Origin of the sequence: Nonomuraea sp. NPDC051191 (genome assembly GCF_044455665.1) — a bacterium.
Lineage (GTDB): Bacteria > Actinomycetota > Actinomycetes > Streptosporangiales > Streptosporangiaceae > Nonomuraea.
Genome location: NZ_JBITEZ010000004.1, coordinates 359,940 through 386,724, shown reverse-complemented (window position 1 = coordinate 386,724; position 26,785 = coordinate 359,940). Strand labels below are relative to the sequence as shown.

Here is a 26,785-nt window from a genome sequence, read left to right as displayed (position 1 = left end):
CGGGCTAGCCCTGCTGCGGCTGCTGCTGCGCCTGCTGGGAGGACTTGCCGAACCGGCCCGGGTCGACGAAGCCCTGCTGGGTGAACTCGCCGTAACGCGGGCTGTAGATCGGCTTGATGCTCGTCAGCTCCTTGACGAACTTCTCCTGGGCCGCCTGGTCCTGGGCGTTGCCGAGCTGGTTGCGCACCTTGACCGCGCCCAGCTCCGCACGCAGGTAGCCGCGCGCGTCGGCCGGGCTGACGCCCCTGGCGATGAGGTTGATCTCGGGCGACTGGTACTGGCCCGGGTCCTTGAGCGCGGCGTCGATCTCGCCCTCGCTGACCTGCACGTTGTGCTTGGCCGCGAGCTGCCTGAACGCGCTCTCGTTCGCCATCCGGTAGAGCACGAACTGGGTGACGGGCACCCCGAGCTGCTCGGCCGAGACGTTGGCGCGCTTGAGCGCGGTCTCGTACTCCTGAACGTTCCTGGTCAGGTCGCGGGCCGAGATGCGCTCGCTCCCGACCACGGCCGCTGCTCCGGCCTCCATGGGCGAAGAGCAGGCGGTCAGCGCGGCGAGTCCTACCGCGCCGGCGGCCACAGCCACTCGAATCGACTTCACATGCGTCCCTTTCCGAACAAAAACCGCGCTTAGCTTACCCGCGCGGGCTCAAGAAACATCGCCTCGACCAGGTCGCCGCACCATTTGAGCAGATCGAGGTCGCGCAACGGCTGCCCGCCCAGCGGCTTGGTCTTGGGAACCGGCACGAGCAGGGTCTCGGCCGCCTGCTTGTAGATGGCCTTCTTGTACAGCCGGTCGAGCCTGACCTGCTGCGACTCCCGCAGCCGCGCCGGGCCGAACTTGATGTTCTGCCCCTGCAGCGTGACGTCGGTGAGCCCGGCCGCCCGCGCCCTGATCCGGAAGCGGGCCACCTCCAGCAGGTTCTCCACCTCCACCGGCGGCTTGCCGTAGCGGTCGGTGAGCTCCTCGCGCACCTCGTCGATGTGGATCGGCGCGACGATGGCCGCGATCCGCTTGTACGCCTCCAGCCGCAGCCGCTCGGAGGTGACGTAGTCGTGCGGGATGTGGGCGTTGATGGGCAGTTCGACCTTGACGTCCTGCTGCTCCTCCTGGACCTCGGCCCCGGACAGCTTGGCCTTCTGCTCCTGCACGGCCTCGGACATCAGGCGCACGTAGAGGTCGAAGCCGACGCCCGCGATGAAGCCCGACTGCTCGGCGCCCAGCACGTTGCCCGCGCCGCGGATCTCCAGGTCCTTCATCGCGACGTACATGCCCGCGCCCATCTCGGTGTGCTGGGAGATGGTGGCCAGGCGCTCGTGGGCGGTCTCGGTCAGCGGCTTCTCGGGCGGGTAGAGGAAGTAGGCGTAACCGCGTTCCCTGCCTCGCCCGACCCGGCCCCTGAGCTGGTGGAGCTGCGACAGGCCGTAGTTGTCGGCCCGGTCGACGATGAGCGTGTTGGCGTTGGGCACGTCGAGGCCGGACTCGACGATCGTGGTGGAGACGAGCAGGTCGTACTCGCGTTCCCAGAAGCCGACCATGATCTTTTCGAGCTGGTGCTCGTTCATCTGGCCGTGGGCCACCGCGATGCGCGCCTCGGGGACCAGCTCGCGCAGCCGCGCCGCCACCCGGTTGATGGAGGCCACCCGGTTGTGCACGAAGAAGATCTGGCCGTCGCGCATCAGCTCGCGCCGGATCGCCGCCCCGATCTGCTTCTCCTCGTACGGCCCCACGAACGTGAGGATCGGATGCCGCTCCTCAGGCGGGGTGAGGATCGTGGACATCTCGCGGATGCCGGTCAGGCCCATCTCCAGCGTGCGCGGGATCGGCGTGGCCGACATGGCCAGCACGTCGACCTGCGTGCGCAGGTGCTTCATGGCCTCCTTGTGCTCGACGCCGAACCGCTGCTCCTCGTCGATGATGATCAGCCCGAGGTCCTTGAACCTGACCTCCGGGCTGAGCAGCCGGTGGGTGCCGATGACGACGTCGACCGCGCCCGACCTGAGCCCCTCCATCGTGCCCTTGACCTCGCCGTCGGTCTGGAAGCGCGAGATCGGCCTGATCGCGATGGGGAAGCTGGAGAAGCGCTCGGTGAAGGTGGACATGTGCTGCTGCACGAGCAGCGTGGTCGGCACCAGCACGGCCACCTGCTTGCCGTCCTGGACGGCCTTGAACGCCGCCCGCACCGCGATCTCGGTCTTGCCATAGCCGACGTCGCCGCAGATCAGCCGGTCCATCGGGACGCCGCGCTCCATGTCGCGCTTGACCTCGTCGATGGCTTCGAGCTGGTCGCCGGTCTCGGCGTAGGGGAAGGCGTCCTCCATCTCGCGCTGCCACGGCGTGTCGGCGCCGAAGGCGTGGCCCGGCGAGGCCATGCGGGCCGAGTAGAGCCTGATCAGCTCGCCGGCGATCTCCTTGACCGCCTTCTTGGCCCTGGACTTGGCCTTGGCCCAGTCGGCGCCGCCCATGCGGTTGAGCGTGGGCGCCTCGCCGCCGACGTAGCGGGTGACCTCGTCGAGCTGGTCGGTGGGCACGTAGAGGCGGTCGCCCTTGGCGTACTCGATGACCAGGTACTCGCGGGTCGCGCCCTGGACCGTGCGCTGGACCATCTCGACGTAGCGGCCGACGCCGTGCTGCTCGTGCACGACGTGGTCGCCGACCTTGAGCTGGAGCGGGTCGACCATGTTGCGGCGGCGCGAGGGCAGCCGGCGCATGTCCTTGGTGGACGCCTTCTGGCCCACCAGGTCGAGGTGGGTGAGCACGGCCAGGCGCGGCGTGATGAACCCGTGCTCGATCAGGCCGGTCGAGACGTGCACGACCTTGGGCTCGGGCGCCTTGTCCAGGTAACGCTGGAGCCTGGCGGGCACGTCGACGCCCTTGAGCAGCTCGACCATGCGCTCGGCCGGCCCGTGGCCCTCGCTGAGCAGCACGACCGCCTTGTCCTCGGCCAGCCAGCCCTTGATGTCGCCCAGCGCCTTGGCGGTGTCGCCCCGGTACGCCTCGGAGTCCTGCGCGTCGAGCTCGACGCCGTTGCCGAAGGGCGCCATCGTCCACCACGGCTGGCCCAGCGAGTCGGCGTGGCCGCGGATGTCCTCCAGCGTGCGGAAGGCCGCCGCGCCCAGGTCGATCGGCGCCTCGCCGCCGGCCGCCGCGTTGATCCAGGACGCCTCCAGGAACTCCTGCGAGGTGCGTACGAGCTCTTCGGCCCGGCCCCTGATGCGCTCGGGGTCGCACACGAACACCGCCGACCTGATCGGCAGGTGGTCGAGCAGCAGGTCCATCTCCCCCGCCAGCACCGGCGCGAACGCCTCCATGCCCTCGACCGGCAGGCCCTCGGCGAGCTGGTCGAGCACCTCGGCGAGCGCCGGGTGCTCCTGGGCCAGCTCCCGCGCCCGCGCCCTGACCTCGCCGGTCAGCAGCAGCTCGCGGCACGGCGGCGCGAACAGGCCGTCCTCGGCCGCCTCCAGCGAGCGCTGGTCGGCCACCTTGAACCAGCGGATCTCCTCGACGGTGTCGCCCCAGAACTCCAGCCGCAGCGGATGCTCCTCGGTGGGCGGGAACACGTCGAGCAGCCCGCCGCGCACGGCCACCTCGCCGCGCTTCTCCACCATGTCGACCCGGTGGTAACCGTTGGTGACCAGCCGCTCGACCACCGCGTCGAGGTCGGCGTCGTCGCCCGCCCTCAGCCTGATGGGCTCCAGGTCGCCGAGACCCTTGACGATCGGCTGGAGCAGCGCCCTGACCGGGGCGACCACCACGCCGAGCGGGCCGGCGGCGGTGTCGCCCTTGACCGGGTGCGCCAGCCTGCGCAGCACGGCCAGGCGCTGGCCCACGGTGTCGCTGCGCGGCGAGAGCCGCTCGTGCGGCAGCGTCTCCCAGGCCGGGAACACCGCGACCGAGCTGGGTTCGACGAGGCTGGTCAGCGCCGCCGCGAGGTCTTCGGCCTCACGCCCGGTGGCGGTGACGGCCAGCACGGTGCGCTGATCGTGCGCGGCCAGCGCGGCCACGCCGAACGGCCGCAGCGCCGAGGGCGCGATCAGTGAGACGTCGCCGCCCTCTTCGAGCGCGGCGGTCAGCTTCGGGTCGGCCCCGGCCCCCAGGGCAACAAGGTCAAGCAGTCCGGAAAGACTCATCAGATACGCCCACAGCCCCACGACGGCAACACAACTACCCCCGGCCGGGTAAGGTCGCGGGGGTCTCCACCCAGCCTACTCGGGGTGCGGCACCCGGTAACCGGGGACCGACGGCCAGCGTACGGTGAGCACCACCGACTCCTCCTCGGCGACCCACGAGTGGTCCACGCCCTTGCCCCACACCACATAGTCGCCGCGCTCGGCCAGCAGCACGCTGCGCCCCGGCAGCTCCACCCGGAACCGGCCGCTGATCAGGACGAGCAGGGCGGTGCGCTGCTCACCCCTGACCCACTGGGCACGCTCGTCGCCCGCCGGGTGCACACCCCACTTGATCTCGACTTCTTCACTGTGCCGTGGGTCGCCGAGGGGTTTGAAGTGACCGAGCAGCCAGCCGCGGTCGCCCGCGGCGTCGATGTCGGCGTTCCCCACGTAAACCTGCTCGTCCACGGGGCAGGACGCTAGCAGGGAAGTGCGTAACCGAGACCGCTCGATTGATTACTGTAGGTGACATGTCTGAGGTGCGATCAGTCGCCCAGCGAGGCGACATCTTCGGTCAACGGATCCGCGAGCACTGGGCCGGGCGGTTCAGCCGGCGGCTCGACCTGCTCGTCGCGGGGTGCGCCCACGACGAGCCGCTCGACGTGGAACCGCTGGAGGCCAGGGCCACGGGCGCCGACGAGGACCACCCGGTCATCAGAGACGTCGTGGAGGAGCGCGCCGACCTGGTGGCCTGGTCGCTCGGCGACCTGCGCTGCGTGCCGCTCCAGCACCGCGCCTACGACGTGATCCACCTGTCCTTCCTGCTCGAACGCGTCCAGCACGCCGAGCTGGTGTTCGACCGCCTGCTCCAGTCGCTGCGCCCGGGCGGCCTGGTGCTGCTGCGCATGCGCGACAGGAAGTCGGCCTACGGGGTGCTCGACCGGCTCACGCCGTCGTGGCTGCGGCGGCTGCTGTGGCGCGCGCTCGTCACCCCCGGCACGCCGGGTCCGCTGCCCGTCGTCTACGAGCCGCTGGCCTCCAGCGACGGCATGCACGCCTTCTGTCTCAGCCGCGGCCTGATGATCATCGACGACGAGCGCCGGATCAGCGGCCCGGCCCGCGCCGGCCGGCTCGGCTCCGCCGCCGTCAGGCTGGTCGACCGGCTGAGCGGCGGGCGCTACACCGCCTCCCACGACGAGATCACCATGGTGATCAGGAAGCCGCAACATCACTTCGCCCGCCTGCTCTAGCGACACGGCCCCATGAGTGAGTAGACTCCTTTCCTACCAATTCAATCGGAATAGTTGGGATGTCGGAAACCGTGGAGTGGACCCCGGACGCGCACGAGCTGGCCGACCTTGAGCTGCTGCTGTCCGGGGCGTTCGAGCCACTGACCGGCTTCCTGGGCCACGACGACGTGCACGCCGTGCACGAGCGCGGCACGCTCGCCGACGGCACTCCGTGGCCCGCGCCCGTCACCCTCCACCTTCCCGCCGAGGTCTCGCCCGGCGACGAGGTGCGGCTGCTCGACCCCGAGGGCCTGCCACTGGCCGTGCTCACCGTGGCCGCGCGCGAGGCCGACGGCCTGACCTCGGGCTCGCTCAAGGCGCTCGGCACGCCCGAGCACGGCCCGTTCGCCCGGCTGCGCCGCACTCCGGCCGAGGTCAGGGCCGAGCTCGGCGGCCGGCCCGCGCTGGCCGTCACCATGCGCGGGCCGCTCGACGACCTCACCGAGATCACCGCCACCGCCAAGGAGCTCGACGCGGTGATCGTGCTGCTCCCCCTCGCGTACGGCGAGGCGGGCCCCGGGATCGTCCGCGCCGCGCTCCGCGCCGGGGAACGCCTGCCCGAGGGCACCCTCGTGGTCCCCGTCCCGCTGGCGCCGCGGGCGGAGCCGGAGATCGACCTCGAACTGCGCGAGCACGTCGCCACCGCCTACGGCGCCACCGAGCACTACGCGGGCCCCGAGCCCGTCACGCTGCCCGGCCCGCCCCACCGCCGTGGCCTGGTCGTCTTCTTCACCGGCCTGTCCGGCTCGGGCAAGTCCACCATCGCCCGCGGCCTGCGCGACGCGCTGCTGGAGCTCGGCACCCGCACGGTCACCTACCTCGACGGCGACGTCGTGCGCCACCTGCTGTCCAAGGGCCTGACCTTCTCCAAGGCCGACCGCGACCTGAACATCCGGCGCATCGGCTTCGTCGCCGCCGAGACCGCCCGCCACGGCGGCCTGGCGATCTGCGCCCCCATCGCCCCCTACGCGGCCACCCGCGAGGAGGTGCGCGAGGGCGTCGAGTCCGTCGGGGCCGACTTCCTGCTCGTGCACGTCGCCACGCCGCTGGAGGAGTGCGAGCGGCGCGACCGCAAGGGCCTGTACGCCAAGGCCCGCGCCGGCCTGATCCCCGAGTTCACCGGCGTCTCCGACCCGTACGAGGAGCCGGACGACGCCGACCTGGTGATCGACACCACGCACATCTCGATCGAGGCGGCCGTCTCCCAGGTCCTGGGGGCGCTGCGGTCCGGAGGATGGGTACGTTGATCGACTTCGCGCTGGTAGCCGGGTCCTTCGTCGTCGCCGTCGTCGTCGGCCTGACCGGCATGGGCGGCGGGGCGCTGATGACCCCGATGATGATGTTGTTCTTCAACGTCCCGCCGCTGGCCGCGGTCTCCAGCGACCTGGTCGCCTCGGCGGTGATGAAGCCGGTCGGCAGCGTCGTCCACCTGCGGCGCGGCACGGTCAACCTGCGACTGGTGGGCTGGCTGTGCGCGGGGTCGGTGCCGGCCGCGTTCTGCGGGGTGTTCCTGGCCCGCGCGTTCGCCGTCACCGACGCGGTCAAGTACGCGCTGGGCGTGGCGCTGCTGCTGGCCGTCGCGGGCATGGCGGTCAAGGGCTGGCTCGGCGCGAGGGGCGGCTCGTCGAGCGCCCACGACATTGTCGTGCGCCCAATTCCGACCCTACTGGTCGGTACGATAGGCGGGCTCGTGGTGGGCATCTCGTCCGTGGGTTCAGGTTCGCTGATCATCGTGGCCCTGCTCGTGCTCTATCCGGCGCTCAAGGCCAACCAGCTCGTCGGCACCGATCTCGTGCAGGCCGTGCCTCTGGTCGCGTCGGCCGCGCTCGGCCACCTGCTGTTCGGCGACTTCAAGCTGGAGCTCACGCTCTCGCTGCTCGTCGGCTCGATCCCCGGCGTCTACCTCGGCGCGCGGATCTCCTCACGCGCTCCGGGCGGCCTGATCAGGGCCCTGCTGGCGATCGTGCTGCTCGCCTCCGCGCTCAAGCTCCTGGACGTCGGCAACGCCCTCACCGCCTGGCTCCTCGTCGCCGCCTGCGCGGTCACGTTCGCCGGCTGGCGACTGCGCGGCGGCCTGCTCACCCGGCGCGGCGACGCGAACGCGGCCGTCGGGCGGCCCCTGGAGGCACGGCGCTAGAAGGCGCGGCGTCAGGGCCGCGGCACGCGGGTCGAGCGGAAGTAGCGGTCGCGGGCGAGCTGGGTGAAGGCGCGGGCCGCACCCGGATCGGAGTCGAAGCTCGTGTTGCCGCGCGGCGCCCGCGGCGAGTCGAAGTACAGCAACGCCTTGATCTGCGGATACCGCTTGATCTGTCTCAGCACCGACTCGAAGAACCGCCGTTTGAAGGCCCGGTCGGCCGGCCGCTCGAACACCCCCCACTCGGCCACCATGACCGGCTTGCCGGGGAAGCGGGCCTGCATCCACCGGTAGAACCCCGGCCACTGCCCGTACTCCTTGCGGGTCTTGTTCACCAGCCCGTCGAAGTCGTGCACCCGGTCGTCGGCGTACGGGTCCATGGCCACCCAGTCCACCACGTCGTCGCCCGGATAGAGGTCCTCGAACCAGGGCTTGGCCGCCCAGTTGGGCGCCCCCATGTACGTCATGACCGTCACCGCGTTCTTCACCCCCTGCGCGCGCAGCCGGAGCACGACGTGCCGGTACATCGCCGCGTAGTCGGTGGCCTGCATGCCCGACCCCGAGCGGGCGTTCACGTCGTTCTCCGGCTCGTGGTGGAGGGTGAGGAAGAAACGTTCGGGGAAGGTGCGCCTGAGGTAGGCGGCCAGGCGGTCGATGCGGCGGTCGAGCGCGCCGTCGGCGATCTCGGCCCAGGTGCGGTCGAACGACGGCTTCCAGTTGATCATGAGCAGCCTGGGCCGGCCGGGGTCGCGGGCCAGTCCGATCTCCTGCGGGGTGGGGAACAGCTCGCTGCCGCGATGGTAGACGTGCAGCACGTCGGCGCCGGCGCCCATGCGGGACTCGGCCCCGCGCAGCGCCTCGGCCACGGGAGCGCCGGTGAAGACCTCGGGCGCCACGCCCCACCAGGCGCCGCAGGAGGGGATGAGCCTGGCGGTGACCGCGCAGGAGGGCGCGCCGGCCAGCTCGGCCGTGCTGGTGTCGACCCGGGCGGGCGCGCCCTCGGCCGTCGAGCAGGCGGCCGGGAGGGCGAGCACCGCGCAGATGATTGCGGTTTTCGTCGCGAAAGTCGCGAAATGAGAAAAGCCCCGAATCTGCAACGCCTTCCAACCCCCTTGTCGACGGACCCCGCCTGTCAAACCTGAACCTTGCCATGCCATTCCTCGAACTTCAGCCAGTGTGCTCGTCTGCCCAGCTCAAGGCACCTGTCCATCCACCCAGCTTTTTGCGAAATATCCTTTCAAAAGGGGGCATCTTGGCGGCCGTACCGGAAAAAATCTTCAGTATTCGACTTGGGTAATATCCGTCCGGCCTATAGTGGGCGCACACTGCGGCAAGTGACGCAGCGTTGCCCACTCGCGACAGCGCGCATCCCCTCCAGGAGACCGTCCCCATGAGCCCGTCGCCGGATCTCCAGGCGCGCCGCCCGCCGGGCGCCGACCTGGACGAGCACCTCTCGCTGCTGCGCAGGCGCTGGCTGCTCCTCGTCGGTTGCGTGGTGGTCGGCGGCACCGCCGGGCTCGCCCTGATGCGGGCCACACCGCCGGCCTACACCGCGATCACCCAGGTCCTGGTCACGTCCGTCGACGGCCAGGACCAGAGCAACCAGGTGAGCAACCGGCAGCGGGAGCCGCTCAACCTCGACACCGAGGCCCAGATCGCCCAGTCGGCGGTGGTCTCGGCCCGGGTCGCCCAGACTCTGCGGATCACCGCGCCCCGGCCGGTCGAGGTCTCCGTGCCGCCCAACTCCGCGGTGTTGTGGATCTCCGTGACCGACGCCGACCCCGTGGCCGCCGCCGCTCAGTCCCGGGCCTACGCCGACGCGTACCTGGCCAACAGGCGCGAGAGCGCGAAGGCCGCGATGGCCGAACGGCAGCAGGCGGTGCTGGCCAAGCTCAAGCAGGTCGACACGGGCCTCGACGCGGCCATCAAAGAGGTCGGCCGGCTGCCCAAGGGCAGCGCCGAGCACGCCATCGCCACCCAGCGCCAGAGCGTGCTCAACCGGCAGGCCGCCAGCCTGACGCTCAAGTACGACGCGCTGCGCACGATCGCGGTGACCCCCGGCTCGGTCATCAGCGAGGCGCTGCCGCCGACCCGGCCCAGCTCGCCCAGCCTGCCGCTCTTCCTCGGCACCGGCCTGATGGCCGGCCTGCTGCTCGGCGCGGCGGCGGCCTACACCCGCGACCGGCTCGACACCCGGCTGCGCACGGCCGCCGACGTCGAGCGGCTGACCGGGCTGCCCGTGCTGACCGACCTGTCGGCCTCCCGCGAGCACGGCGTGCTGCACGAGCTGGCCTGCGCCGTGGTCGCGGCCTGTCCGGGCCAGCGGCTGCTGATCCGGTCGCTGCCCCCCGACCTCTACGCCTCCTCGCTGGCCGAGCCGCTGGCCATCAGCGCGCCGCTGTCGGTGCTCGACGGTTCCGACGTCCGCGACCTGGCCAGGGCCGACGCGGCGCTGCTGCTGGTCGGGCTGGGCCGGGTCAGCGCGCCCGAGGTGACGGCGGCCGCCCGCCATCTGGAGCGGCACGACGTGCCGATCGTCGGCGTGGTGACGGCCACCGACGCGGTGCCGGAGTTCGTCCCGCTGCTGGAGCCGCGTACCCACACCTCGCTCGGCAAGCTCGTCGCCACCGGCGAGCTGGAGGTGAGCCTGGCGGCCGAGACCACGCCCATGCCGTCGTTCCACCACCGGCAACGCAAGCAGACGTGACAGGACCAGCCTGGCCGATCGCGGCGCTCCTGCTCGGCTACCCGGTCTGGTGGGCGCTGGGGTTCGGCGGTCTGTCGGTGATCGTGCTGGCCGCGCCGATGGCCGTGATCCTGTGGCGGCGCCGGCCGGTCCGGGTGCCCCACGGGTTCGGCCTGTGGCTGCTGCTGCTCGCCGGCTACCTGCTGAGCGCGATGATGCTGGACGAGCTGCCGCCCGGCACGTACGGCGAGTTCAGCTCCGGCCGCCTGATCGGCTGGGCCATGCGCCTGGCCCTGTACGTGTCCGTCCTGGTCATGGTGCTCTACCTGGGCAACCTGACCGAGCGCGAGCTGCCGCAACTGCGCCTGGTGCGCTGGCTCGGCGTGCTGTTCCTCACGACGGTCGCCGGCGGCCTGCTCGGCATGGTCTTCCCGCACTTCGGCTTCACCTCGCCGGTGGAGATGCTGCTGCCCGGCTGGATCAGCGAGAACTCCTTCGTCCAGAACCTCATCCATCCCACGGCCGCCCAGACCCAGAAGGTGCTCGGCTACTCCGCGCCCAGGCCGGAGGCGCCCTTCGAATGGGCCAACGCGTGGGGCAGCAACGCGTCGGTGCTGCTGATCTGGTTCGTCGTCGGGTGGTGGACGTACGGTGGGCGGGGACGCCGGGTGCTGGCGGTCCTGGTGATCGCGCTGGCCGCGGTCCCCGTCGTGTACTCGCTCAACCGCGGCCTGTGGATCGGGCTGGGGCTGGCGGTGGCGTACCTGATCGTGCGGGTGGCGGGCCGTACCAGGGTCGCGCTGTGCGGGGCGGTGGCCGCCGGGCTGGTGGTGTTCGCGCTCAGCCCGCTGGCCTCGGTGTTCGCCCAACGGCTGGACAAACCGCACTCCAACGACGTCAGGGCCTTCACCATGACCGCCACGGTCGCCGCGGCCCGTCACTCGCCGGTCATCGGCTACGGCAACACCCGCAACTCGCTCGGCAACCACCGCTCGATCACCACCGGCAAGACCCAGTGGTGCGCGGCCTGCGGGCACCCACCGCTCGGCAGCGACGGGCAGCTCTGGCTGCTGCTGATCACCCAGGGCTTCACCGGGGCCGTCCTCTACGTGGCCTTCTTCCTCGGCGCCATCCGCCGCCACTGGGCCGACCGCTCCCCGATCGGGCTGGCCGGGGTGCTGGTGATGGGTCTCGTGCTGCTCTACATGTTCGTCTACGACGGCCTGGTGACGCCGCTGAGCCTCTATCTCATCTCGTTCGCCCTGCTGTGGAGGAACGCATGAAGGACGCCTCCGCGCGGCTCGGATACCTCCGCGAGACCGTGCGCCTGCTGTATCCGGGCACCGGGTCGCCGCGGCCGTACTCGGTGCTGCCGCACCGGGTGCTGCCCCGGCGGCTGGCCCCGCGGCGCTGGTGGCACGTGGGGGGCGCGGTCACCGTGCCGGTCGAGGACTCCATCGCGGCCTACCTGGGCGAGGTGTTCGACGCGCCCGTGGAGACCGTACTCCACGTGCGTCCCGCGCTGCGGCCCAATCGCAAGCCCGTGCTGGAGGCCCGTACCGGGGGGCGGCTGCTGGCGTTCGTGAAGGTCGGTGACGGCCCGCTGGCCCGCGAGCTGGTCGGCCGCGAGGCGGCCGCGCTGCGCGGCCTGGCCGGGGCGCCGCTGAAGACCGTCGTCGTGCCCGACGTGCTGCACCACGGCGAGTGGCGCGGCCTGCCGGTGCTGGCGCTCTCGCCGCTGCCCGTACGGCGCGGCCGGGTGCCCCCGTCCCTGCTGCACGCCGCCGTCAAGGAGATCGCCGCCACCGGCGGCCCCTCGCCGGCCTGGCACGGCGACCTGTCCCCGTGGAACATCTGCCCGTCCGCCGACGGCCGGCTGCTCGTCTGGGACTGGGAGCGATACGAGACCGGCGTGCTCTACGGCCTCGACGCCGTACACCACTTCTTCCAGCGCGCGCTGCGCAGGATGGACCCGCCCACGGCGGCCCGCGCCTGCGTGGCCAGGGCGGCCCGCGAGCTGGCCCCGCTCGGCCTGTCGCCGGCGGAGGCCAAGCGCACGGCGCTGCGCTACCTCATCGCGCTGGCCGACCGGCACGCCGCCGACGGCCACCACCCGCTCGGGCCGCCCGAGACCTGGCTCAACCCGGCCGTCGACCACGAGGAGCTGCTGCCATGAGGACGATGAAGCGGCCGGTCCTGTCCATCTCGCGCCTGGCGGGCCGGTTCACGTCCAGCGCGCGGGTGTTGCCGTCGTTCCTCATCGTGGGGGCGCAGCGGTGCGGCACGACCTCGCTCTACCGGGCGCTGGCCCAGCACCCGCTGCTGCTCAAGCCCGTCCTGCACAAGGGCGTCCACTACTTCGACGTCGGCTACGACCGGCCGATGGCCTGGTACCAGGCGCACTTCCCGCTGCGGGCGGGCGCGGCGCTGCTCGCCCACCGGTACGGCGGCCGGGCCCACGCGTTCGAGTCGTCCCCCTACTACCTGTTCCATCCGCTGGCCGGGGAGCGGATCGCCGCCGACCTGCCCGGGGTCAAGCTGATCGTCCTGGTCCGCGACCCGGTCGCGCGGGCCTCCTCCGCCCACGCCCACGAGCTGGCCAGGGGCTTCGAGTCCGAGTCGCACTTCGAGTCCGCCCTGGAGCTGGAGGCCGAGCGGCTGGCCGGGGCGGAGGAGAGCCTGCGCGTGTCGCCGTTCGCCGAGCACCACTCCCACCGCCACCACGCGTACGTGGCCCGCGGCCGATACGCCGACCAGCTCGACCGCCTCGAACCGCTCTTCGGCCGCGACCGTCTCCTGGTGCTCGACAGCCACCGGTTCTTCGCCGAGCCCGAGACCGCCTACGACCGCGTCCTGGAGTTCCTGACGGTGCCGCACCTGGGCTATCCGGCCTTCGAGCGGCACAACGGCAGGCCGCTGCCCCGGCCGGTGCCCCGCGTGCTGGAGCAGGCGCTCAGGGACCATTTCGAGCCCTACGACGCGCGGCTGGCGCGCTGGCTGGGCGGTGAGCCGTCGTGGCGCCGGTGATGGTCCGGCGCGGGATCGCCGGGCTGACCGGGGCCGGGGTCAGCGCGCTGGCGCAGTTCCTGGTGGCCGTGGTGGTGACCAGGGCGTTCAGCCCTGCGCAGGCCGGGGCGTTCTTCAGCGTGACGGCCCTGGCCCTGATGGCGGCCGGCATCGCCAAGCTGGACGCCGGCAACGGGCTGGTGTACTTCATCGCGCGAGCCAAGACGTACGACTATCGCGGTATTTCTGGATATTTCCGGGCGGCCCTGGTGCCGTGCGGGCTCGCCGCCTGCGCGGCCGGCGTGCTGCTGGAACCGCGCATCGGGCTGCTGGCCTGGGCCCTGCCGGTCATCGTGCTCGGCGACGTCGCCCTGGCCGCCACCCGCGGGTTCGGCTCGATGCGGCCCACCGTGCTGCTGGACGGCGTGCTGCTGCCCGCCGCGCAGCTCGTGCTCGTCACCTGGGCGGCTCTCGCGCACGCGCCGCAATGGCTGCCGGCGGCCTGGGCGCTGCCCTTCCTGCCGCTGCTCGTCCTGGCCCTCGCCGGTCTGCGCGGACGGGCGCCGCGCACGCCGTACCTGCCGGGGACCGGGCGCGACCTGTGGCGGTACACCGCGCCGAGGTCCGTCGCCGGGGCCATCCAGGCCGTGTTCCAGCGGCTGGACATCGTGGTCGTCGCCTGGCTGGGCGGGCCGGCCCAGGCCGCCGTCTACACGGCCGCCACCCGGTTCCGGGTCGTCGGGCAGCTCGCCAACCAGGGGCTGGCGCAGGCCGTACAGGAGCGGCTGGTCCGGGCGCTGGCCGACGGCGAGCTGGGCCGGGCGCGCGAGCTGTACCAGGCCACCACGATCTGGCTGGTGCTGCTGACCTGGCCGGTGTGGCTGGGCTACGCCGTCCTCGCGCCGTGGCTGCTGCGCGTCTTCGGCCCCGCGTACGGCGCCGCCGCCCCCATCGCCCTCGTCCTGGCCGGGACGATGCTGGTGGCGACCGCCTGCGGCATGGTCGACGTCGTCCTGACCGCCGCCGGCCACACCCTGACCAGCCTGCTCAACCTCCTGGCCGCGATCACCTGCACGGTCACGCTCGACCTGGTCCTGATCCCCTCCCACGGCGCGTTCGGCGCGGTCGTCGGCTGGTCGGGCGGGGTGATCGTGAAGAACCTGCTCCCTTTGTGGCAGCTCCACCACCGCTACGGCCTGCGCCCGTTCGGCCGCCACACCCTGCCCGCCCTGCGCCCGCGCACCTGGGCGACGGCCGCGTGAACGCGCCCGTCCTGGTCACCGGCCTGCCGAGGAGCGGCACGAGCTGGGCCGGCAAGATGCTCACTGCCGGGGGCGGCCTGGTCTACGTCAACGAGCCGCTCAACCCGCAGCACCCGCCCGGCCGCTGCCCCGGCGTGCTGCGGGCCGAGGTCACTCACAGGTTCCAGTACATCTGCGACGACAACGCCGCCGACTTCCTGCCCGCCTTCCGCGACACGGTCGCCCTGCGCTACCACTGGCTGCCCGAGCTGCGCGCCAACCACTCCCCCTACGACCTGGCCCGCCTGGCGCGGTACGGCACGGCGTTCGCGTTCGGCCGCCTGACCGGGCGCCGGGCGCTGCTGGACGACCCGTTCGCGGTGTTGTCGGCCGGGTGGTTCGCCCGGCGGCTAGGCTGCGCGGTGATCGTCCTGGTGCGCGATCCGGTGTCGTTCGCGGCGAGCTGGCGGCGGCTCGGCTGGCGGTTCGACGTCCGCGACCTGCTGGGCCAGCCGCTCCTCGTCCGCGACCATCCCGGGCTGCTGGACCTGCGTCCGCTGCTCGGCTGCGCCGACGACCTGGCCACGACCGCCGCCCTGTGGCGGGCCGCCCGGTCGGTGCTGGCCGCCACGCCCGGTGTCCTGGTCACCTCGTACGAGTCCCTGGCCGAAGACCCGGTCACCGGCTTCAAGGCCCTGTACGCCCACGCGGGGCTGCCCTGGACGCCGTCCGCCGAACGCCGGATCGTCCGGGCCTGCACCATGCCGTCCCGCCGGTCGGCGGCCTTCGCCTGGTCGGGCCTGTCGCGTACGGCCTTCCGCCCGATGGACTCCCGTCACGCCGTGGCCACGGCGGCCCGCGGGCTCACCCCGCAGGAGGCGGCCCGCGTCCGGGCGCTCACCGCCTGAGCCTGGTCAGCAGGCAGCCGGCGAGCAGGCGTACCGCGAAGGGGAGGTCGTCCACGAGGTAGCGCCGCGCCAGCCGTCCGGGCTCGCTCATCAGCCGGAACGCCCACTCCAGCCCGGCCCGGCGCATCCAGTGCGGCGCCCGCTGGACCGTCCCGGCGGCGAAGGCGATGGCCGCCCCGCAGCCCACGAACCACGCCTCGGGCAGCTCCTCGCGCAGCTCCGCGATGAGCAGGTCCTGCCGGGGGAAGCCCAGCCCGACGAACACCAGGCGGGGACGCGCCGCGACCACCCTGCGCCGCACCCGCTCCCTCCCCTCGGCCGTGTCGTCGAAGCGGTACGGCGGTGCGTGCACCCCCGCCACCTTCAGCCCGGGACGGCAGCTCCTGAGCTCGTCGGCGGCCAGCTCGGCCACCCCCGGCGGCCCGCCGAGCAGGTAGACCGGCCAGCTCCGGGCCGCGGCCACCTCGCTGAGCGACCAGATCAGGTCGGCCCCGGTGACGCGCTCGGGCAGCGGGGTGCCGAGCAGCCTGGCCGCCCACACCAGCGGCATCCCGTCGGCCACCACGATGTCGGCCGAGCGCACGAGCTCCTGGAGGGCGGGGTCGCGGGCGACGGCCCGGCAGATGTCGACGTTGGGCGTCACGATGCGTCCGCCCCGGCCGGCCGCCGCCTCCGCGGCCACCCAGCGCACGACGTCGGCCTCGGAGACGACGTCCACGCCGACCCCGCCGACCTGCACCCGTTCCCTGACAGCGGCCGCCCCGCGACCGGCCGGGCCCCCGGAAGGCCGGGTGACCACGGAACCGGAACGCCGGGCCCTGCCGACACCGGCCTCGGGCCCCCGGCTCCGCGCGGACGCGGCTTCGGAGGCGTGGGTCCTGGCCGCCGCCGTCTCGGAGGCGTGGGGCCGCGCGGGTTCGGGAGCGTGGGTCCTGGCCGCCGCCGTGTCGGGGGTGGAGGGGTGGGTGGGGGTGGGTTTCGGGGTTGGGGGGCGTTGGGCGGGGACGGCCGGGGTGCGGGTTCTCGGCGGGGTCATATGCCGCGCCCCCGCCCGTGCAGCAGCCCGAGCACGGTCGCGGCCGGGACGAGCCCCGCGGCCACGGCGAGCGCGATCGGGGCGCGCGGCTCACCCGGCCGCGCCCCGAACGTCCGCAGCGCCCAGCGGACCGCCGCGCGCCGCCGCCCGAGTGCCGCGTGGGCGAAGGCGAGCTGGCCGTAGACGCGCGCCGCGCCGCGCCGGTCGGCGGCCAGCTCGGGGTGGCGGGCGAGCATCCAGTCGAGCCCCGCGATCCGGTCCGCCCAGCGGGCCGCGTAGTGGGAGGCGCCGCCCCACCGCACGCGGACGAGCGGCCGGTCGACGTGCGTGATCGGCCGCCGCCGGGCCGCGCGCAGGGCCAGGTCCCAGTCCTCGTTCTGGCCGCCGGGGGCGCTCTCGTCGGCCCACAGGGCCCCGCGGCGGAACAGGAACGTCGAGGAGTGGACCATCACCATGCGCGACCGTACGAGATCGGCCACGGTGACCGTGTCCGTGCCCGCGAGCCTGGTCACCCGGCGCCGCCCGTGCTCGACCTCGATGGCGCAGCTCGCGAACTCGCCACCGGCGGCGGCCAGCGCCCGCGCCTGGGCGGCGAGCTTGCCCGGCAGCCAGAGGTCGTCGTCGTCGCAGAAGGCGACGAGGTCGGTGTCGAGCGCCGCGATGCCGGTGTTGCGCGCCCCCGGAAGCCCAGGGGTACGGCTGTTCGCCAGGACGGGCACGCCCAGCGCCGGCAGCGGATCGCGGCGACCGGGCGCCCCGTCGGCGACCACGACCACGGCGAGCCGCCCCGGATACTCCTGGGCCAGCACGCCCGCCACGGCCCCACGCAGCAGCGCGGGCCGGTCGCCGCAGGTCGGGATCACCACGCCCACGGACGGCAGGACGGACGGCAGGACCGTCATGCGGCCACCTCCCGGTAGCCGTACCGGACGCGCAGCGGCCAGGTGAGCGCGGTGACCAGCCGCCGGTCGCGGACCGGCAGCCCCGAACGCCACGAGTCGTCGCACCGCAGCCGAACCCCGCCCACCTGGAAGCGCATCGGGTTGCCGGACGCGGTGTGCGCGGGCCCGAGCCGCGCCGTCGTGCCCTCCAGGAACGGCAGCCCGGGGACGTCGAGCCCGAGGAAGCCCGCCAGCGCGGTCAGCGTGGGCTCCGGGGCGGCGACCAGGTCTTCGTAGCGCACCCGGGTCACCAAAGCCCCCTGGCGGGCGAGGAGCTCAAGGCCGGCGTTCTGGGCCGTCCAGTGGAGTGCCGTGCGCAGCGGCCCCCAGCGGGTCATGGGACGCCCGTCCTCGGGCCGCTCGACGATCCTGCGCCAGGAGTGGGCCACCGCCCGCGGGTCCCGGACGACGTGCACGACGCGTACGTCCATCCCGGCCGCGACCAGGCAGTGGGCGAGCGAGGCGTGCTTGCTGGAGTCGATCACGGCGGGCGCGCCGGTCGCCTCGTAGATCCGCCGGTAGGCCCGCGCGTACTCGGCCAGGTCGGGATGGGCGATGCGCCCCATCCGGTGGGTGCGGTCGACCCGCTGCCGCAACGTGAGCATGCGCTCGGCCAGCGACGGCCGCCATCCGCCGAACGCCGTCCTGCCCACCTGCCGCCAGAAGTCGCAGGCGGCGAAGGCCGCGCCGCAACCGCACGGCTCCCCGGCCAGCACCCCCCTCGACCACAGGTGGACGACCTCGCCGAGCGCCACCACGTCGGGCAGCTCCGCGAGCAGCCGCTCCAGCAGAGTCGTGCCACTACGGCCGAGGCCCCCGAGGAAGATCACTCGGGTGGCGGATGCGCGGTCGGTCACAGGGGGAGGGCCTTCACGTCGCCGATACGGAACGCGACGACCCTAGCGCGGAGGGTAATCAGATGGTCAGGAAACCCCGCAAAGATCTACCGAGAAGGCGGACGGCCAGGCGGAGTGTCGCCGGGCCGTCCGAGAACGGGTTCAGCTGGCGTCGATGATCATCCCGGCGCCGACCGTGCCGTTGGTGGCCTCGTCCACGAGGATGAAGCCGCCGGTCAGGCGGTTGCGGGCGTAGTCGTCGACGAACAGCGGCTGGGTGACCCGCAGCGACACCCGGCCGATCTCGTTGAGGCCGAGCGCGGTGGCCTCCTCGTCGCGGTGCAGGGTGTTGACGTCGAGCCGGTAGTGCAGGTCGCGCACCAGCGCCCGCGCCGTACGGGTGGTGTGCTTGATCGTCAGCTTGGTGCGCGGGGCCAGCTTGAGGCCGTCGGCCATCCAGCAGACCATGGCCTCCAGCTCCTGGGCCGCGTGCGGCTGGTTGTTGGGCCTGGCGATCATGTCGCCACGCGAGATGTCGAGGTCGTCCTCGAAGCGCAGCGTGACCGACATGGGCGGGAACGCCTCCTCCACCGGCCCGTCGAACGTGTCGATCGAGGCGATGCGCGTGGTCAGCCCGGACGGCAGGTGCGTGACCTCGTCGCCCGGCTTGAGCACCCCGCCCGCGACCTGGCCCGCGTAGCCGCGGTAGTCGTGGAAGGCGTGGTCGGTGGCCTTCTGCGGACGGATCACGTACTGGACGGGGAAGCGCACGTCGACCAGGTTGCGGTCGGAGGCGATGTGCACGTTCTCCAGGTGGTGCAGCAGGGAGGTGCCGAGGTACCAGGGCATGTTCTCCGAGCGCGAGACGACGTTGTCGCCGTTGAGCGCGGAGATCGGGATGAACGTCAGGTCGGTCACGTTGAGCTTGGAGGCGAAGGAGGTGAACTCCTCCCGGATCTCCTCGAACCGCTCCTGCGAGTAGTCGACCAGGTCCATTTTGTTCACGGCCAGCACCAGGTGCGGCACCCGCAGCAGCGAGGTCAGGAACGCGTGCCGGCGCGACTGCTCCAGCACGCCCTTGCGCGCGTCGATGAGGATGATCGCCAGGTCGGCCGTGGAGGCCCCGGTGACCATGTTCCTGGTGTACTGGATGTGGCCGGGCGTGTCGGCGATGATGAACTTGCGCTTGGGCGTGGCGAAGTAGCGGTAGGCCACGTCGATCGTGATGCCCTGCTCGCGCTCGGCCCGCAGGCCGTCGGTCAGCAGCGACAGGTCGGTGTACTCGGTGCCGCGGTCGCGGGAGGTGCGCTCGACCGCTTCGAGCTGGTCCTCGAAGATGGCCTTGGAGTCGAAGAGCAACCGTCCGATGAGGGTGGACTTGCCGTCGTCGACGCTTCCCGCAGTGGCAAAGCGAAGAATGTCCATCAGAAGTAGCCCTCTCGCTTGCGGTCCTCCATGGCGGCCTCGGACGAGCGGTCGTCGGCCCTGGTGGCCCCGCGCTCGGTGATCCGGGTGGCCGCGATCTCCTCGATGATCTCCTCGACCGTGGCGGCCTTGGACTGCACGGCGCCGGTGCAGGTCATGTCGCCGACCGTGCGGTAGCGCACGACGGCCTCGAACAGCGGCTCGTCGTCGCCGCGCGACACGACGTCGGAGTCGGGCAGCAGCATGCCGTCGCGCTCGAACACCTTGCGGGTGTGCGAGAAGTAGATCGAGGGGATCTCGATGCCCTCGCGCCGGATGTAGTCCCAGATGTCGAGCTCGGTCCAGTTGGACAGCGGGAAGACCCGGATGTGCTCGCCCTTGCGGATGCGGGAGTTGTAGAGGTTCCACAGCTCGGGGCGCTGGTTCTTCGGGTCCCACTGGCCGAAGTCGTCGCGGAAGGAGAACACGCGCTCCTTGGCGCGGGCCTTCTCCTCGTCGCGCCTGGCTCCGCCGAACACGGCGTCGAACTCGTGCTCCTCGATCGCGTCGAGCAGCGTGGTGGTCTGCAGGCGGTTGCGCGAGGCGCGCCGCCCGGTCTCCTCCACCACCCGGCCGCTGTCGATCGACTCCTGCACGCTGGCCACGATCAGGCGCGCGCCCAGCTCCTCGGAACGGCGGTCACGGAACTCGATGACCTCGTCGAAGTTGTGCCCGGTGTCGACGTGCATCAGCGGGAAGGGGATGGCCGCGGGCCAGAACGCCTTCTCCGCGATGCGGAGCATGACGATCGAGTCCTTGCCGCCGGAGAAGAGCAGACACGGCCGCTCGAACTCCGCCGCCACCTCGCGCATGATGTGAATGGCCTCGGCCTCTAGTACGTCGAGCTGCGACGTCGTGTAGTCGCGCTGGAGCATGGGCGCTTCCTCCGGCGGTTAGCGATGCAGGTCCCGAATTCCGGCGAGCAGGGATGTCGCCAGCTCCGGTAGGGAAACCAGGATATCCGGTAGTGACGGGTCGGCTTGGTTGTAGGTCAGCTCCGAACCGTCGACGCGGCTGGCGAACGCCCCGGCGGCCTGCGCTACGGCGACGGGGGCCGCGGAGTCCCACTCGTACTGGCCGCCGGCGTGCACGTACGCCTCGACCTCGCCGGTGAGCACCGCGGAGATCTTCGCCCCCGCCGAGCCGATCGGCACCAGGTCGGCCCCCAGCAGGAAGGCCAGCTTCTGGACGAACTCCGGCGGCCGCGTACGGCTCACCGCGATGCGGAAGCGCCCCTTCTCGAACTCCGGCAGCGCGGGCGGCTCGGCGGTCGTCAGCGTACGGCCCTGCGCGGGCAGCGCCACGGCCCCCGCGGTCAGCTTGCCGCGCTCCCACAGCGCGACGTGCACCGCCCAGTCGCTCCGGCCCTCCTCGGCGAACTCGCGCGTGCCGTCGAGGGGATCGACGATCCACACGCGCTCGGCGCTCAGCCTGCGCGGGTCGAGCCGCTCCTCGCGGGTGGCCTCCTCGGACAGGACACTGTCACTGGGACGCAACCGCGCCAGCGCCTCCATGAGGAACACGTGCGCGGCCCGGTCGCCCTCCGCGCGCAGTGCGGCGGAGTCGCCGAACCCGGTGCGCTCGCGGACCCGCAGCAGCCTCTCACCCGCCTCTGTCGCCAGGTCGCCGGCTACGGCGTGGTCGTCGCGAATCGTCATCAATATGCTCCTTGCCCGCGGGCGACGGCCGACCAAGTCTTCCACAGGATCTGGAGGTCCAGCGTGAGGGACCAGTTCTCCACGTAACGCAGGTCGAGACGGACGGATTCCTCCCACGACAGGTCAGATCGCCCGCTCACTTGCCACAGCCCGGTCAGCCCCGGGCGCACCAGAAGCCTTCTGCGCACGTCGTCACCGTAGCGCGCCACCTCCTCCGGAAGCGGCGGGCGGGGGCCGACCAGCGACATGTGTCCGAGAAGCACGTTGATGAGCTGGGGCAGCTCGTCGAGGGAGTGGCGGCGCATCAGCGTGCCGAGCGGGGTCACCCGCGGATCGTTGCGGATCTTGAACAGCACCCCGTCGTGGTCGCTGACCAGGGTGATCTTCTGCTGCTCCGAGCCGCGCCGCATGGTACGGAACTTCAGAATCGTGAACGGCCTGCCACCCTTGCCCACCCTGACCTGCCGGAACAGCGCGGGCCCCGGGCTCGTGCCGCGGACGGCCACGGCCAGGGCCGCCAGCAACGGCGACAGCAGCACCAGCAGCGCGGCGGCGACGACGCGGTCGAAGACGTTCTTGACCAGTTGCCGGGCGCCGGTGAGTTCGGGGTGCTCGACGTGCAGCAACGGCAGCCCGGCGGCCGGCCGGATCATCGTGCGGGGGCCGGCGACGTCCATCAGGGCGGGGGCGACCACCAGCTCGGTGTGGGTGCGCTCCAGCCGCCAGGCCAGCCGGCGCAGCGCGTCGCCGTCCATCTCGGGGCAGGCCAGCACCGCCACGGTGTCGGCGCGCACCTGGTCGACGACCAGCGGCACGTCGCCGAAGTCGCCCGCGACGGGCACCTCGGTCAGCACCCCGGGCGGCTCGCCGTAGGGCAGGCAGGCGGCCACGACGTCCATGCCGTGGTGGCGTTCCCTGCGGAAGAGGTGGACCAGCTCGGCGATCGAGGCCGGGTGGCCGACCGCGACCACCCGGCGCATGCAGGCCCCGGCCGCCCTGCGCCGGTTGAGCGAGCGCCGCAGCAGGTAGCGGGCGACCAGGGTGAGCAGCGTGACCAGGGGCAGCGCGAGCACGACGTAACCGCGGGCGACGTCGGTCTTGGTCACGTACGAGCCGATCGCGGTGGCCGCGGTCAAGGCCACGCCGGCGTGCACGACGCGGCGGAACTCCTCGGAGCCGACGCCGATCATGCGGGGCTCGTAGGCCCGGTTGAGGGCGACCGCGCAGACCCACACCCACGGCAACGCCACGCTGACCAGCAGGTACGGCAGCACGTACGGGGTGAACCCGCCGAACCTGCCGCAGAAGGCGGCGGCGGACCCGATGCCCGCTCCGCACAGATCGCCCACGACGGCACGGAACCGGTAAGAACGCATCCACGCCGGAGTCACCGGGCTGACCCGCCACGAGAGGGCCTCGCCGGTCTTCACGGGCTCTCCTGCCTCACTCCGTGAGGCGGCCTCGGTCGCCAAATGCCGTCTTCCCCCGCTCCCGCCGCTGCTCAGGGCGGTGACGCGCCCCTGCGTGCCCGTTCCCGTACGGACAGTCACAGATGGTAGCCGCGTGTGCGCGGCGACAGGCGGTGAACGGTGCTATGCGGCGATCAGCGTGGAGGGCCGGAGATGTGCAGATCAGCCCGGTGGAAGTCGTTCTGGGTGGCTTCCAGGCCGCGGGCCATGAGCGACTCGACGACGTCGGCGCCCCGGTCGACGAGGAAGGGCAGATCCTTGCGCTCGACGGTGGCGAAGTCTCTGAGCACGAAGGTGGCCGGGTCCATGCGGCCGGGCGGCCGGCCGATGCCGAAGCGTACCCTCAGGTAGTCGCGGGTGCCGAGGACCTTGGTGATGGACTTGAGCCCGTTGTGGCCGTTGTCGCCGCCACCGAGCTTGGCGCGCAACGCGCCGTAGGGGACGTCGAGCTCGTCGTGGACGACGATCAGCCGGTCAGGGCCGATCTTGTAGAAGTCGGCGAGCGCCTTGACCGGCCCGCCCGACAGGTTCATGTACGTCAGGGGCTTGGCCAGCACAGCGGCCCGCGTCTCCAGCACCTCGGACCTGCTCTTGTGCGCCTTGAAGCGCCCGCCGGCCCGCGCGGCCAGCTCGTCGAGCACCATGAAGCCCGCGTTGTGCCTGTTACCCGCGTATTCGGGCCCCGGGTTGCCCAGTCCGACGATCAGCCAGCGGTCCATGTGCTCCCCTTGCAGCGGAACGGGGGCGGCCTCGCGCCACCCCCGTTCGCGGGACGTGCTTACTCGGCGGCGGCCTCGGCGGACTCGCCCTCGCCCTCGGCCTCGGCGGTCTCGCCCTCGACGGCCTCCGCGGCCTCGGCGGCGGGCTCCTCGGTCGGCTTGGCGATGACGTGGAGGACCACGACCTCGGGGTCGGCGGCCAGCGTGGCGCCCGACGGCAGCTTGAGCTGCGCGGCGGTGATCACGGTGCCGACCTCCATGCCCTCGACGTCGACCTCGACGCCGGTGGGGATGTGGGTGGCCTCGGCCTCGACGGCCACCGAGACGAGCTGCTGGTCGAGCAGGCCCTCGGAGTTGACGTCGCCGGTGGTGGTGACCGGGATCTCGACGGTGACCTTCTCGCCGCGCTTGACCAGGAGCAGGTCGACGTGCTCGACGAAGCCCTTGATCGGGTCGCGCTGCACGCCCTTGGGCAGGGCCAGCTCGTCGACGCCCTCACCCTGGAGGCGGATCAGCACGTTGGGCGTGCGGAGGGCGAGCAGCACCTCGTGACCGGGCAGGGTCAGGTGCTTGGGGTCGATGCCGTGCCCGTAGAGGACGGCGGGCACCTTGTCGGCGCGGCGGATCTTGCGGGCGGCGCCCTTGCCGAACACCGTGCGCGACTCGGCGGCGATACGTACTTCAGACATGACATCTCCTAGGGATGCAGAGATCGGATTGTGGCGCGCTCCCCCTCACCCGCCCTAGCGGAAGGCGTTACGAGCGCAACCCGTACAGCTTACTCGCTCAGGTGTCGCCCTCGAACAGGCTCGTGACGGAGCCGTCGGTGAAGACCTCGGTGACGGCGCGGGCGATCAGCGGGGCGATCGAGAGCACGGTCAGTTTGTCGAACCTCTTGGTCTCCGACAGCGGCAGCGTGTTGGTCACGATGACCTCGGAGATGCGGGAGTTCTTCAGCCGGTCGACGGCGGGGTCGGAGAAGACCGCGTGGGTGGCGGCGACGATCACGTTGGTGGCGCCCTGCTCGTAGAGGGCGTCGGCGGCCTTGCAGATCGTGCCGGCGGTGTCGATCATGTCGTCGATCAGCACGCAGGTGCGGCCGCTGACCTTGCCGACGACCTCGCTGACCTTCACGGAGTTGGCCACGTCGAGGTCGCGGCGCTTGTGGATGAAGGCCAGGGGCGTGCCGAGGGTGTCGGCCCAGCGCTCGGACAGGCGGACGCGGCCGGTGTCGGGCGAGACGACGGTCGTGTTCGCCAGGTCGAGCTTGTTCTTCAGGTAGCTCTCCAGGACCGGCATCGCGAACAGGTGATCGACGGGTCCGTCGAAGAAGCCCTGGATCTGCGAGGTGTGCAGGTCGATCGACATGAGCCGGTCGGCGCCCGCGGTCTTGAACAGGTCGGCCATCAGCCGGGCCGTGATGGGCTCGCGACCGCGGCCCTTCTTGTCCTGGCGGGCGTAGCCGAAGAACGGCATGACCACGGTGATGCGCTTGGCGGAGGCCCGCTTGAGCGCGTCGACCATGATGAGCTGTTCCATGATCCACTTGTTGATGGGACCGGTGTGGCTCTGGATCACGAACGCGTCGCAGCCGCGAACGGACTCAAGGTAGCGGGCGTAGATCTCGCCGTTGGCGAAGTCGATCAGTTTGGTGGGGGTGAGCGAGACGCCGACGTGCTCGGCAACCTCTTCGGCCAGCTCTGGATAGGCCCGGCCGGAGAAGAGCATGAGGTTCTTCTCGCCCGGCTGTTTGATGCTGGTCACTGTTCGTTCTCCTGCTGTGCTCGCTCGGCCAGCGCCCGTTCGGCGGCGGCGGCCGACTTCGTGCCCGCGCGCTTGCGCAAGACCCATTTCTCGATGTTGCGCTGTCGCGCCCTGGCCACGCCCATCGCCCCTGGGGGTACGTCGTTGACGATCACGGATCCGGCCGCGGTGTTGGCGCCGTCGCCGATCGTCACGGGAGCGATGAGCATGGTGTCGCAGCCGACGAACGCGCCGTCGCCCACGGTGGTGTGGTGTTTGTCGACCCCGTCGTAGTTGACGAAGACGGTGGAGGCGCCGATGTTGACGTCTTCCCCGATGGTGGCGTCGCCGGCGTAGGTGAGGTGGGGGACCTTGGAGCGCTCGCCGACCTTGGTGTTCTTCATCTCGACGAACGTGCCCGCCTTCGACCTGCGGCTGAGCACGGTGCCGGGGCGCAGGTAGGCGTAGGGGCCGACGTTGGCCTCCGGGCCGATCTCCGCGTTGTCGCAGACCGCGTTGCGCACGACGGCGCGCTCGCCGACGCGGGTGTCGGTCAGCGTGGTGGCCGGGCCGATCTCGGCGCCGGCGCCGACGACCGTGCGGCCGTGGAGCTGGGTGCCGGGGTGGATGACGGCGTCGGGCTCGATCTCGACGCCCACGTCGACCCACGTGGCGGCCGGGTCGATGACGGTGACGCCGGCGCGCATGTGCTCCTCCAGCAGCCGCCGGTTGAGCACCTTGCGGGCGAAGGCGAGCTGGACGCGGTCGTTGACGCCCTCGACCTCGACGTGGTCGGCGGCCACGCAGGCGCCGACCCGGTGGCCGTCGCCGCGCAGGATGCCGAGGACGTCGGTGAGGTACTCCTCGCCCTGGGCGTTGTCGGTGGACACGCGCTTGACGGCGTCGGCGAGCAGCAGGCCGTCGAAGGCGTAGATGCCGGAGTTCATCTCCTTGATCGCGCGCTGCTCGTCGTCGGCGTCCTTCTCCTCGACGATCTCCAGCACGGCGCCGGAGGGGTCGCGGATGATCCGGCCGTAGCCGGTCGGGTCGGGCACCTGGGCCGTCAGCACGGTGACCGCGTTGCCGTCGGCGGCGTGCTTGTCGAGCAGGGTGGCGAGGGTCTGGGCGCGCAGCAGCGGCACGTCGCCGTAGGTGACCAGGATCGTGCCGGCGATCGTGCCGACCTCTTCGAGCACGGTGCGGACGGCGTGGCCGGTGCCGCGCTGCTCACGCTGGACGACGGCGCGCGCGTCGGGGCTGGTGGCGGCCAGATGGCCGCCGACCTGTTCGAGCGCGTGGCCGATGACGACGATGAGCCGCTCGGGACCGAGGTCGCGGGCGGCGGCGAGCATGTGGTCGACCAGCGCGCGGCCGCACAGCTCGTGCAGGACTTTCGGGGTCTGGCTCTTCATCCGGGTGCCCTCGCCCGCGGCGAGGACGATGACGGCTGCCGGGCGCGGCACACTCACGGACTGAGGCTCCCTGTGACTGGACGGATCAGGGTCGTCGGCGCGGCTACCGCACCGCAACCCCCCCGACACCGTGAGG

The 26,785-nt window shown here is 72.0% G+C and carries 23 protein-coding genes and 1 pseudogene; 9 read left to right on the top strand and 15 right to left on the bottom strand.

The genetic code is table 11. From position 1 onward, the window contains the following. Positions 1-4 precede the first annotated feature (4 nt). From ACIA8R_RS13545 to ACIA8R_RS13535, 3 genes and pseudogenes are all read right to left on the bottom strand, one after another. Positions 5-604, bottom strand: a pseudogene (locus ACIA8R_RS13545) (SurA N-terminal domain-containing protein); the annotation flags it as partial. A gap of 23 nt (positions 605-627) precedes the next feature. After that, positions 628-4,128, bottom strand: coding sequence for a transcription-repair coupling factor (mfd, locus tag ACIA8R_RS13540; RefSeq protein ID WP_397038450.1), 3,501 nt, complete (start codon positions 4,126-4,128; stop codon positions 628-630). Between the two features lie 75 nt (positions 4,129-4,203). Then, the gene (locus tag ACIA8R_RS13535) at positions 4,204-4,575 is read right to left on the bottom strand and encodes a signal peptidase I (RefSeq protein ID WP_357708844.1); all 372 of its coding nucleotides are present in this window, start codon (positions 4,573-4,575) and stop codon (positions 4,204-4,206) included. A 62-nt stretch (positions 4,576-4,637) separates the two neighbouring features. Here ACIA8R_RS13535 and ACIA8R_RS13530 point away from each other — a divergent pair, with 62 nt between their 5' ends. Genes ACIA8R_RS13530 through ACIA8R_RS13520 form a run of 3 tightly spaced genes read left to right on the top strand, consistent with a single transcriptional unit; the run spans position 4,638 to position 7,533 of the window. Next, positions 4,638-5,357 (top strand): methyltransferase domain-containing protein, encoded by a 720-nt coding sequence (locus ACIA8R_RS13530; protein WP_357708846.1) that lies wholly within the window; start codon positions 4,638-4,640, stop codon positions 5,355-5,357. A 59-nt stretch (positions 5,358-5,416) separates the two neighbouring features. Further along, positions 5,417-6,643: an adenylyl-sulfate kinase gene (cysC, locus tag ACIA8R_RS13525; protein ID WP_397038448.1), complete on the top strand. Its 1,227-nt coding sequence runs from the start codon at positions 5,417-5,419 to the stop codon at positions 6,641-6,643. Further along, positions 6,631-7,533 (top strand): sulfite exporter TauE/SafE family protein, encoded by a 903-nt coding sequence (locus tag ACIA8R_RS13520; protein WP_397038446.1) that lies wholly within the window; start codon positions 6,631-6,633, stop codon positions 7,531-7,533. The genes cysC and ACIA8R_RS13520 overlap by 13 nt, the downstream gene beginning before the upstream one ends. 11 nt (positions 7,534-7,544) lie before the next feature. Here ACIA8R_RS13520 and ACIA8R_RS13515 read toward each other — a convergent pair whose 3' ends face one another. Continuing rightward, positions 7,545-8,564, bottom strand: a complete 1,020-nt coding sequence (locus tag ACIA8R_RS13515) for a hypothetical protein (RefSeq protein ID WP_357708853.1) — start codon at positions 8,562-8,564, stop codon at positions 7,545-7,547. A gap of 356 nt (positions 8,565-8,920) precedes the next feature. On the opposite strand from ACIA8R_RS13515, the gene ACIA8R_RS13510 reads away from it, so the two are divergent. The 6 genes from ACIA8R_RS13510 to ACIA8R_RS13485 are packed head-to-tail and all read left to right on the top strand — an operon-like array spanning position 8,921 to position 15,371. Further along, positions 8,921-10,237: a Wzz/FepE/Etk N-terminal domain-containing protein gene (locus ACIA8R_RS13510; protein ID WP_397038444.1), complete on the top strand. Its 1,317-nt coding sequence runs from the start codon at positions 8,921-8,923 to the stop codon at positions 10,235-10,237. Then, entirely contained in the window at positions 10,234-11,499 is a 1,266-nt protein-coding gene (locus ACIA8R_RS13505) for a hypothetical protein (protein WP_397038442.1), read from the top strand. Before ACIA8R_RS13510 ends, ACIA8R_RS13505 begins: the two co-directional genes overlap by 4 nt. Then, positions 11,496-12,392: a hypothetical protein gene (locus tag ACIA8R_RS13500; RefSeq protein ID WP_364097651.1), complete on the top strand. Its 897-nt coding sequence runs from the start codon at positions 11,496-11,498 to the stop codon at positions 12,390-12,392. The genes ACIA8R_RS13505 and ACIA8R_RS13500 overlap by 4 nt, the downstream gene beginning before the upstream one ends. Then, a complete protein-coding gene (locus ACIA8R_RS13495) occupies positions 12,389-13,243 on the top strand; it encodes a sulfotransferase domain-containing protein (protein ID WP_397038440.1) in 855 nt (284 codons plus the stop codon). The genes ACIA8R_RS13500 and ACIA8R_RS13495 overlap by 4 nt, the downstream gene beginning before the upstream one ends. Continuing rightward, positions 13,231-14,484, top strand: coding sequence for a lipopolysaccharide biosynthesis protein (locus tag ACIA8R_RS13490; RefSeq protein WP_397038438.1), 1,254 nt, complete (start codon positions 13,231-13,233; stop codon positions 14,482-14,484). Before ACIA8R_RS13495 ends, ACIA8R_RS13490 begins: the two co-directional genes overlap by 13 nt. Beyond that, complete coding sequence (locus tag ACIA8R_RS13485; protein WP_397038436.1) at positions 14,481-15,371, top strand: sulfotransferase; 891 nt, start codon at positions 14,481-14,483, stop codon at positions 15,369-15,371. The genes ACIA8R_RS13490 and ACIA8R_RS13485 overlap by 4 nt, the downstream gene beginning before the upstream one ends. On the opposite strand, the gene ACIA8R_RS13480 is transcribed toward ACIA8R_RS13485, so the two are convergent. From ACIA8R_RS13480 to glmU, 11 genes are all read right to left on the bottom strand, one after another. Next, positions 15,361-16,407: a WecB/TagA/CpsF family glycosyltransferase gene (locus ACIA8R_RS13480; protein WP_397038434.1), complete on the bottom strand. Its 1,047-nt coding sequence runs from the start codon at positions 16,405-16,407 to the stop codon at positions 15,361-15,363. The two genes, ACIA8R_RS13485 and ACIA8R_RS13480, sit on opposite strands and share 11 nt — an antisense overlap. Continuing rightward, on the bottom strand, positions 16,404-17,309 hold the full coding sequence (locus ACIA8R_RS13475) for a glycosyltransferase family 2 protein (protein WP_397038432.1): 906 nt from the start codon (positions 17,307-17,309) through the stop codon (positions 16,404-16,406). The genes ACIA8R_RS13480 and ACIA8R_RS13475 overlap by 4 nt, the downstream gene beginning before the upstream one ends. After that, positions 17,306-18,205 carry a sulfotransferase gene (locus ACIA8R_RS13470; RefSeq protein WP_364097668.1) on the bottom strand — a complete coding sequence of 300 codons (900 nt, stop codon included), beginning with the start codon at positions 18,203-18,205 and terminating at the stop codon, positions 17,306-17,308. The genes ACIA8R_RS13475 and ACIA8R_RS13470 overlap by 4 nt, the downstream gene beginning before the upstream one ends. A 141-nt stretch (positions 18,206-18,346) precedes the next feature. Next, positions 18,347-19,609 carry a sulfate adenylyltransferase subunit CysN gene (gene cysN / locus ACIA8R_RS13465; protein ID WP_357710106.1) on the bottom strand — a complete coding sequence of 421 codons (1,263 nt, stop codon included), beginning with the start codon at positions 19,607-19,609 and terminating at the stop codon, positions 18,347-18,349. Next, the gene (gene cysD, locus ACIA8R_RS13460; RefSeq protein ID WP_357710103.1) at positions 19,609-20,523 is read right to left on the bottom strand and encodes a sulfate adenylyltransferase subunit CysD; all 915 of its coding nucleotides are present in this window, start codon (positions 20,521-20,523) and stop codon (positions 19,609-19,611) included. The genes cysN and cysD overlap by 1 nt, the downstream gene beginning before the upstream one ends. An 18-nt stretch (positions 20,524-20,541) precedes the next feature. Beyond that, entirely contained in the window at positions 20,542-21,306 is a 765-nt protein-coding gene (locus ACIA8R_RS13455; RefSeq protein ID WP_357710100.1) for a 3'(2'),5'-bisphosphate nucleotidase CysQ, read from the bottom strand. Beyond that, positions 21,306-22,682: a sugar transferase gene (locus tag ACIA8R_RS13450; RefSeq protein WP_364097730.1), complete on the bottom strand. Its 1,377-nt coding sequence runs from the start codon at positions 22,680-22,682 to the stop codon at positions 21,306-21,308. The genes ACIA8R_RS13455 and ACIA8R_RS13450 overlap by 1 nt, the downstream gene beginning before the upstream one ends. A gap of 227 nt (positions 22,683-22,909) precedes the next feature. Beyond that, positions 22,910-23,494, bottom strand: coding sequence for an aminoacyl-tRNA hydrolase (gene pth / locus ACIA8R_RS13445; RefSeq protein ID WP_352321980.1), 585 nt, complete (start codon positions 23,492-23,494; stop codon positions 22,910-22,912). A gap of 59 nt (positions 23,495-23,553) precedes the next feature. Then, on the bottom strand, positions 23,554-24,183 hold the full coding sequence (locus ACIA8R_RS13440; protein ID WP_357710094.1) for a 50S ribosomal protein L25/general stress protein Ctc: 630 nt from the start codon (positions 24,181-24,183) through the stop codon (positions 23,554-23,556). Positions 24,184-24,280: 97 nt separating this feature from the next. After that, on the bottom strand, positions 24,281-25,258 hold the full coding sequence (locus ACIA8R_RS13435; protein WP_125636621.1) for a ribose-phosphate diphosphokinase: 978 nt from the start codon (positions 25,256-25,258) through the stop codon (positions 24,281-24,283). Next, positions 25,255-26,706: a bifunctional UDP-N-acetylglucosamine diphosphorylase/glucosamine-1-phosphate N-acetyltransferase GlmU gene (gene glmU / locus ACIA8R_RS13430; protein WP_357710091.1), complete on the bottom strand. Its 1,452-nt coding sequence runs from the start codon at positions 26,704-26,706 to the stop codon at positions 25,255-25,257. Before glmU ends, ACIA8R_RS13435 begins: the two co-directional genes overlap by 4 nt. Positions 26,707-26,785 lie beyond the last annotated feature (79 nt).

Excerpts from the sequence above, each read along its gene's own strand:
- ACIA8R_RS13510 (WP_397038444.1), top strand. The coding sequence starts at position 8,921 with ATGAGCCCGTCGCCGGATCTCCAGGCGCGCCGCCCGCCGGGCGCCGAC.
- cysN (WP_357710106.1), bottom strand. The coding sequence starts at position 19,609 with ATGGACATTCTTCGCTTTGCCACTGCGGGAAGCGTCGACGACGGCAAG.
- ACIA8R_RS13500 (WP_364097651.1), top strand. The coding sequence starts at position 11,496 with ATGAAGGACGCCTCCGCGCGGCTCGGATACCTCCGCGAGACCGTGCGC.
- cysD (WP_357710103.1), bottom strand. The coding sequence starts at position 20,523 with ATGCTCCAGCGCGACTACACGACGTCGCAGCTCGACGTACTAGAGGCC.
- ACIA8R_RS13520 (WP_397038446.1), top strand. The coding sequence starts at position 6,631 with ATGGGTACGTTGATCGACTTCGCGCTGGTAGCCGGGTCCTTCGTCGTC.
- ACIA8R_RS13475 (WP_397038432.1), bottom strand. The coding sequence starts at position 17,309 with ATGACGGTCCTGCCGTCCGTCCTGCCGTCCGTGGGCGTGGTGATCCCG.
- pth (WP_352321980.1), bottom strand. The coding sequence starts at position 23,494 with ATGGACCGCTGGCTGATCGTCGGACTGGGCAACCCGGGGCCCGAATAC.
- ACIA8R_RS13480 (WP_397038434.1), bottom strand. The coding sequence starts at position 16,407 with ATGACCCCGCCGAGAACCCGCACCCCGGCCGTCCCCGCCCAACGCCCC.
- ACIA8R_RS13440 (WP_357710094.1), bottom strand. The coding sequence starts at position 24,183 with ATGTCTGAAGTACGTATCGCCGCCGAGTCGCGCACGGTGTTCGGCAAG.
- mfd (WP_397038450.1), bottom strand. The coding sequence starts at position 4,128 with ATGAGTCTTTCCGGACTGCTTGACCTTGTTGCCCTGGGGGCCGGGGCC.
- cysC (WP_397038448.1), top strand. The coding sequence starts at position 5,417 with ATGTCGGAAACCGTGGAGTGGACCCCGGACGCGCACGAGCTGGCCGAC.
- ACIA8R_RS13450 (WP_364097730.1), bottom strand. The coding sequence starts at position 22,682 with ATGCGTTCTTACCGGTTCCGTGCCGTCGTGGGCGATCTGTGCGGAGCG.
- ACIA8R_RS13495 (WP_397038440.1), top strand. The coding sequence starts at position 12,389 with ATGAGGACGATGAAGCGGCCGGTCCTGTCCATCTCGCGCCTGGCGGGC.
- ACIA8R_RS13455 (WP_357710100.1), bottom strand. The coding sequence starts at position 21,306 with ATGACGATTCGCGACGACCACGCCGTAGCCGGCGACCTGGCGACAGAG.
- ACIA8R_RS13530 (WP_357708846.1), top strand. The coding sequence starts at position 4,638 with ATGTCTGAGGTGCGATCAGTCGCCCAGCGAGGCGACATCTTCGGTCAA.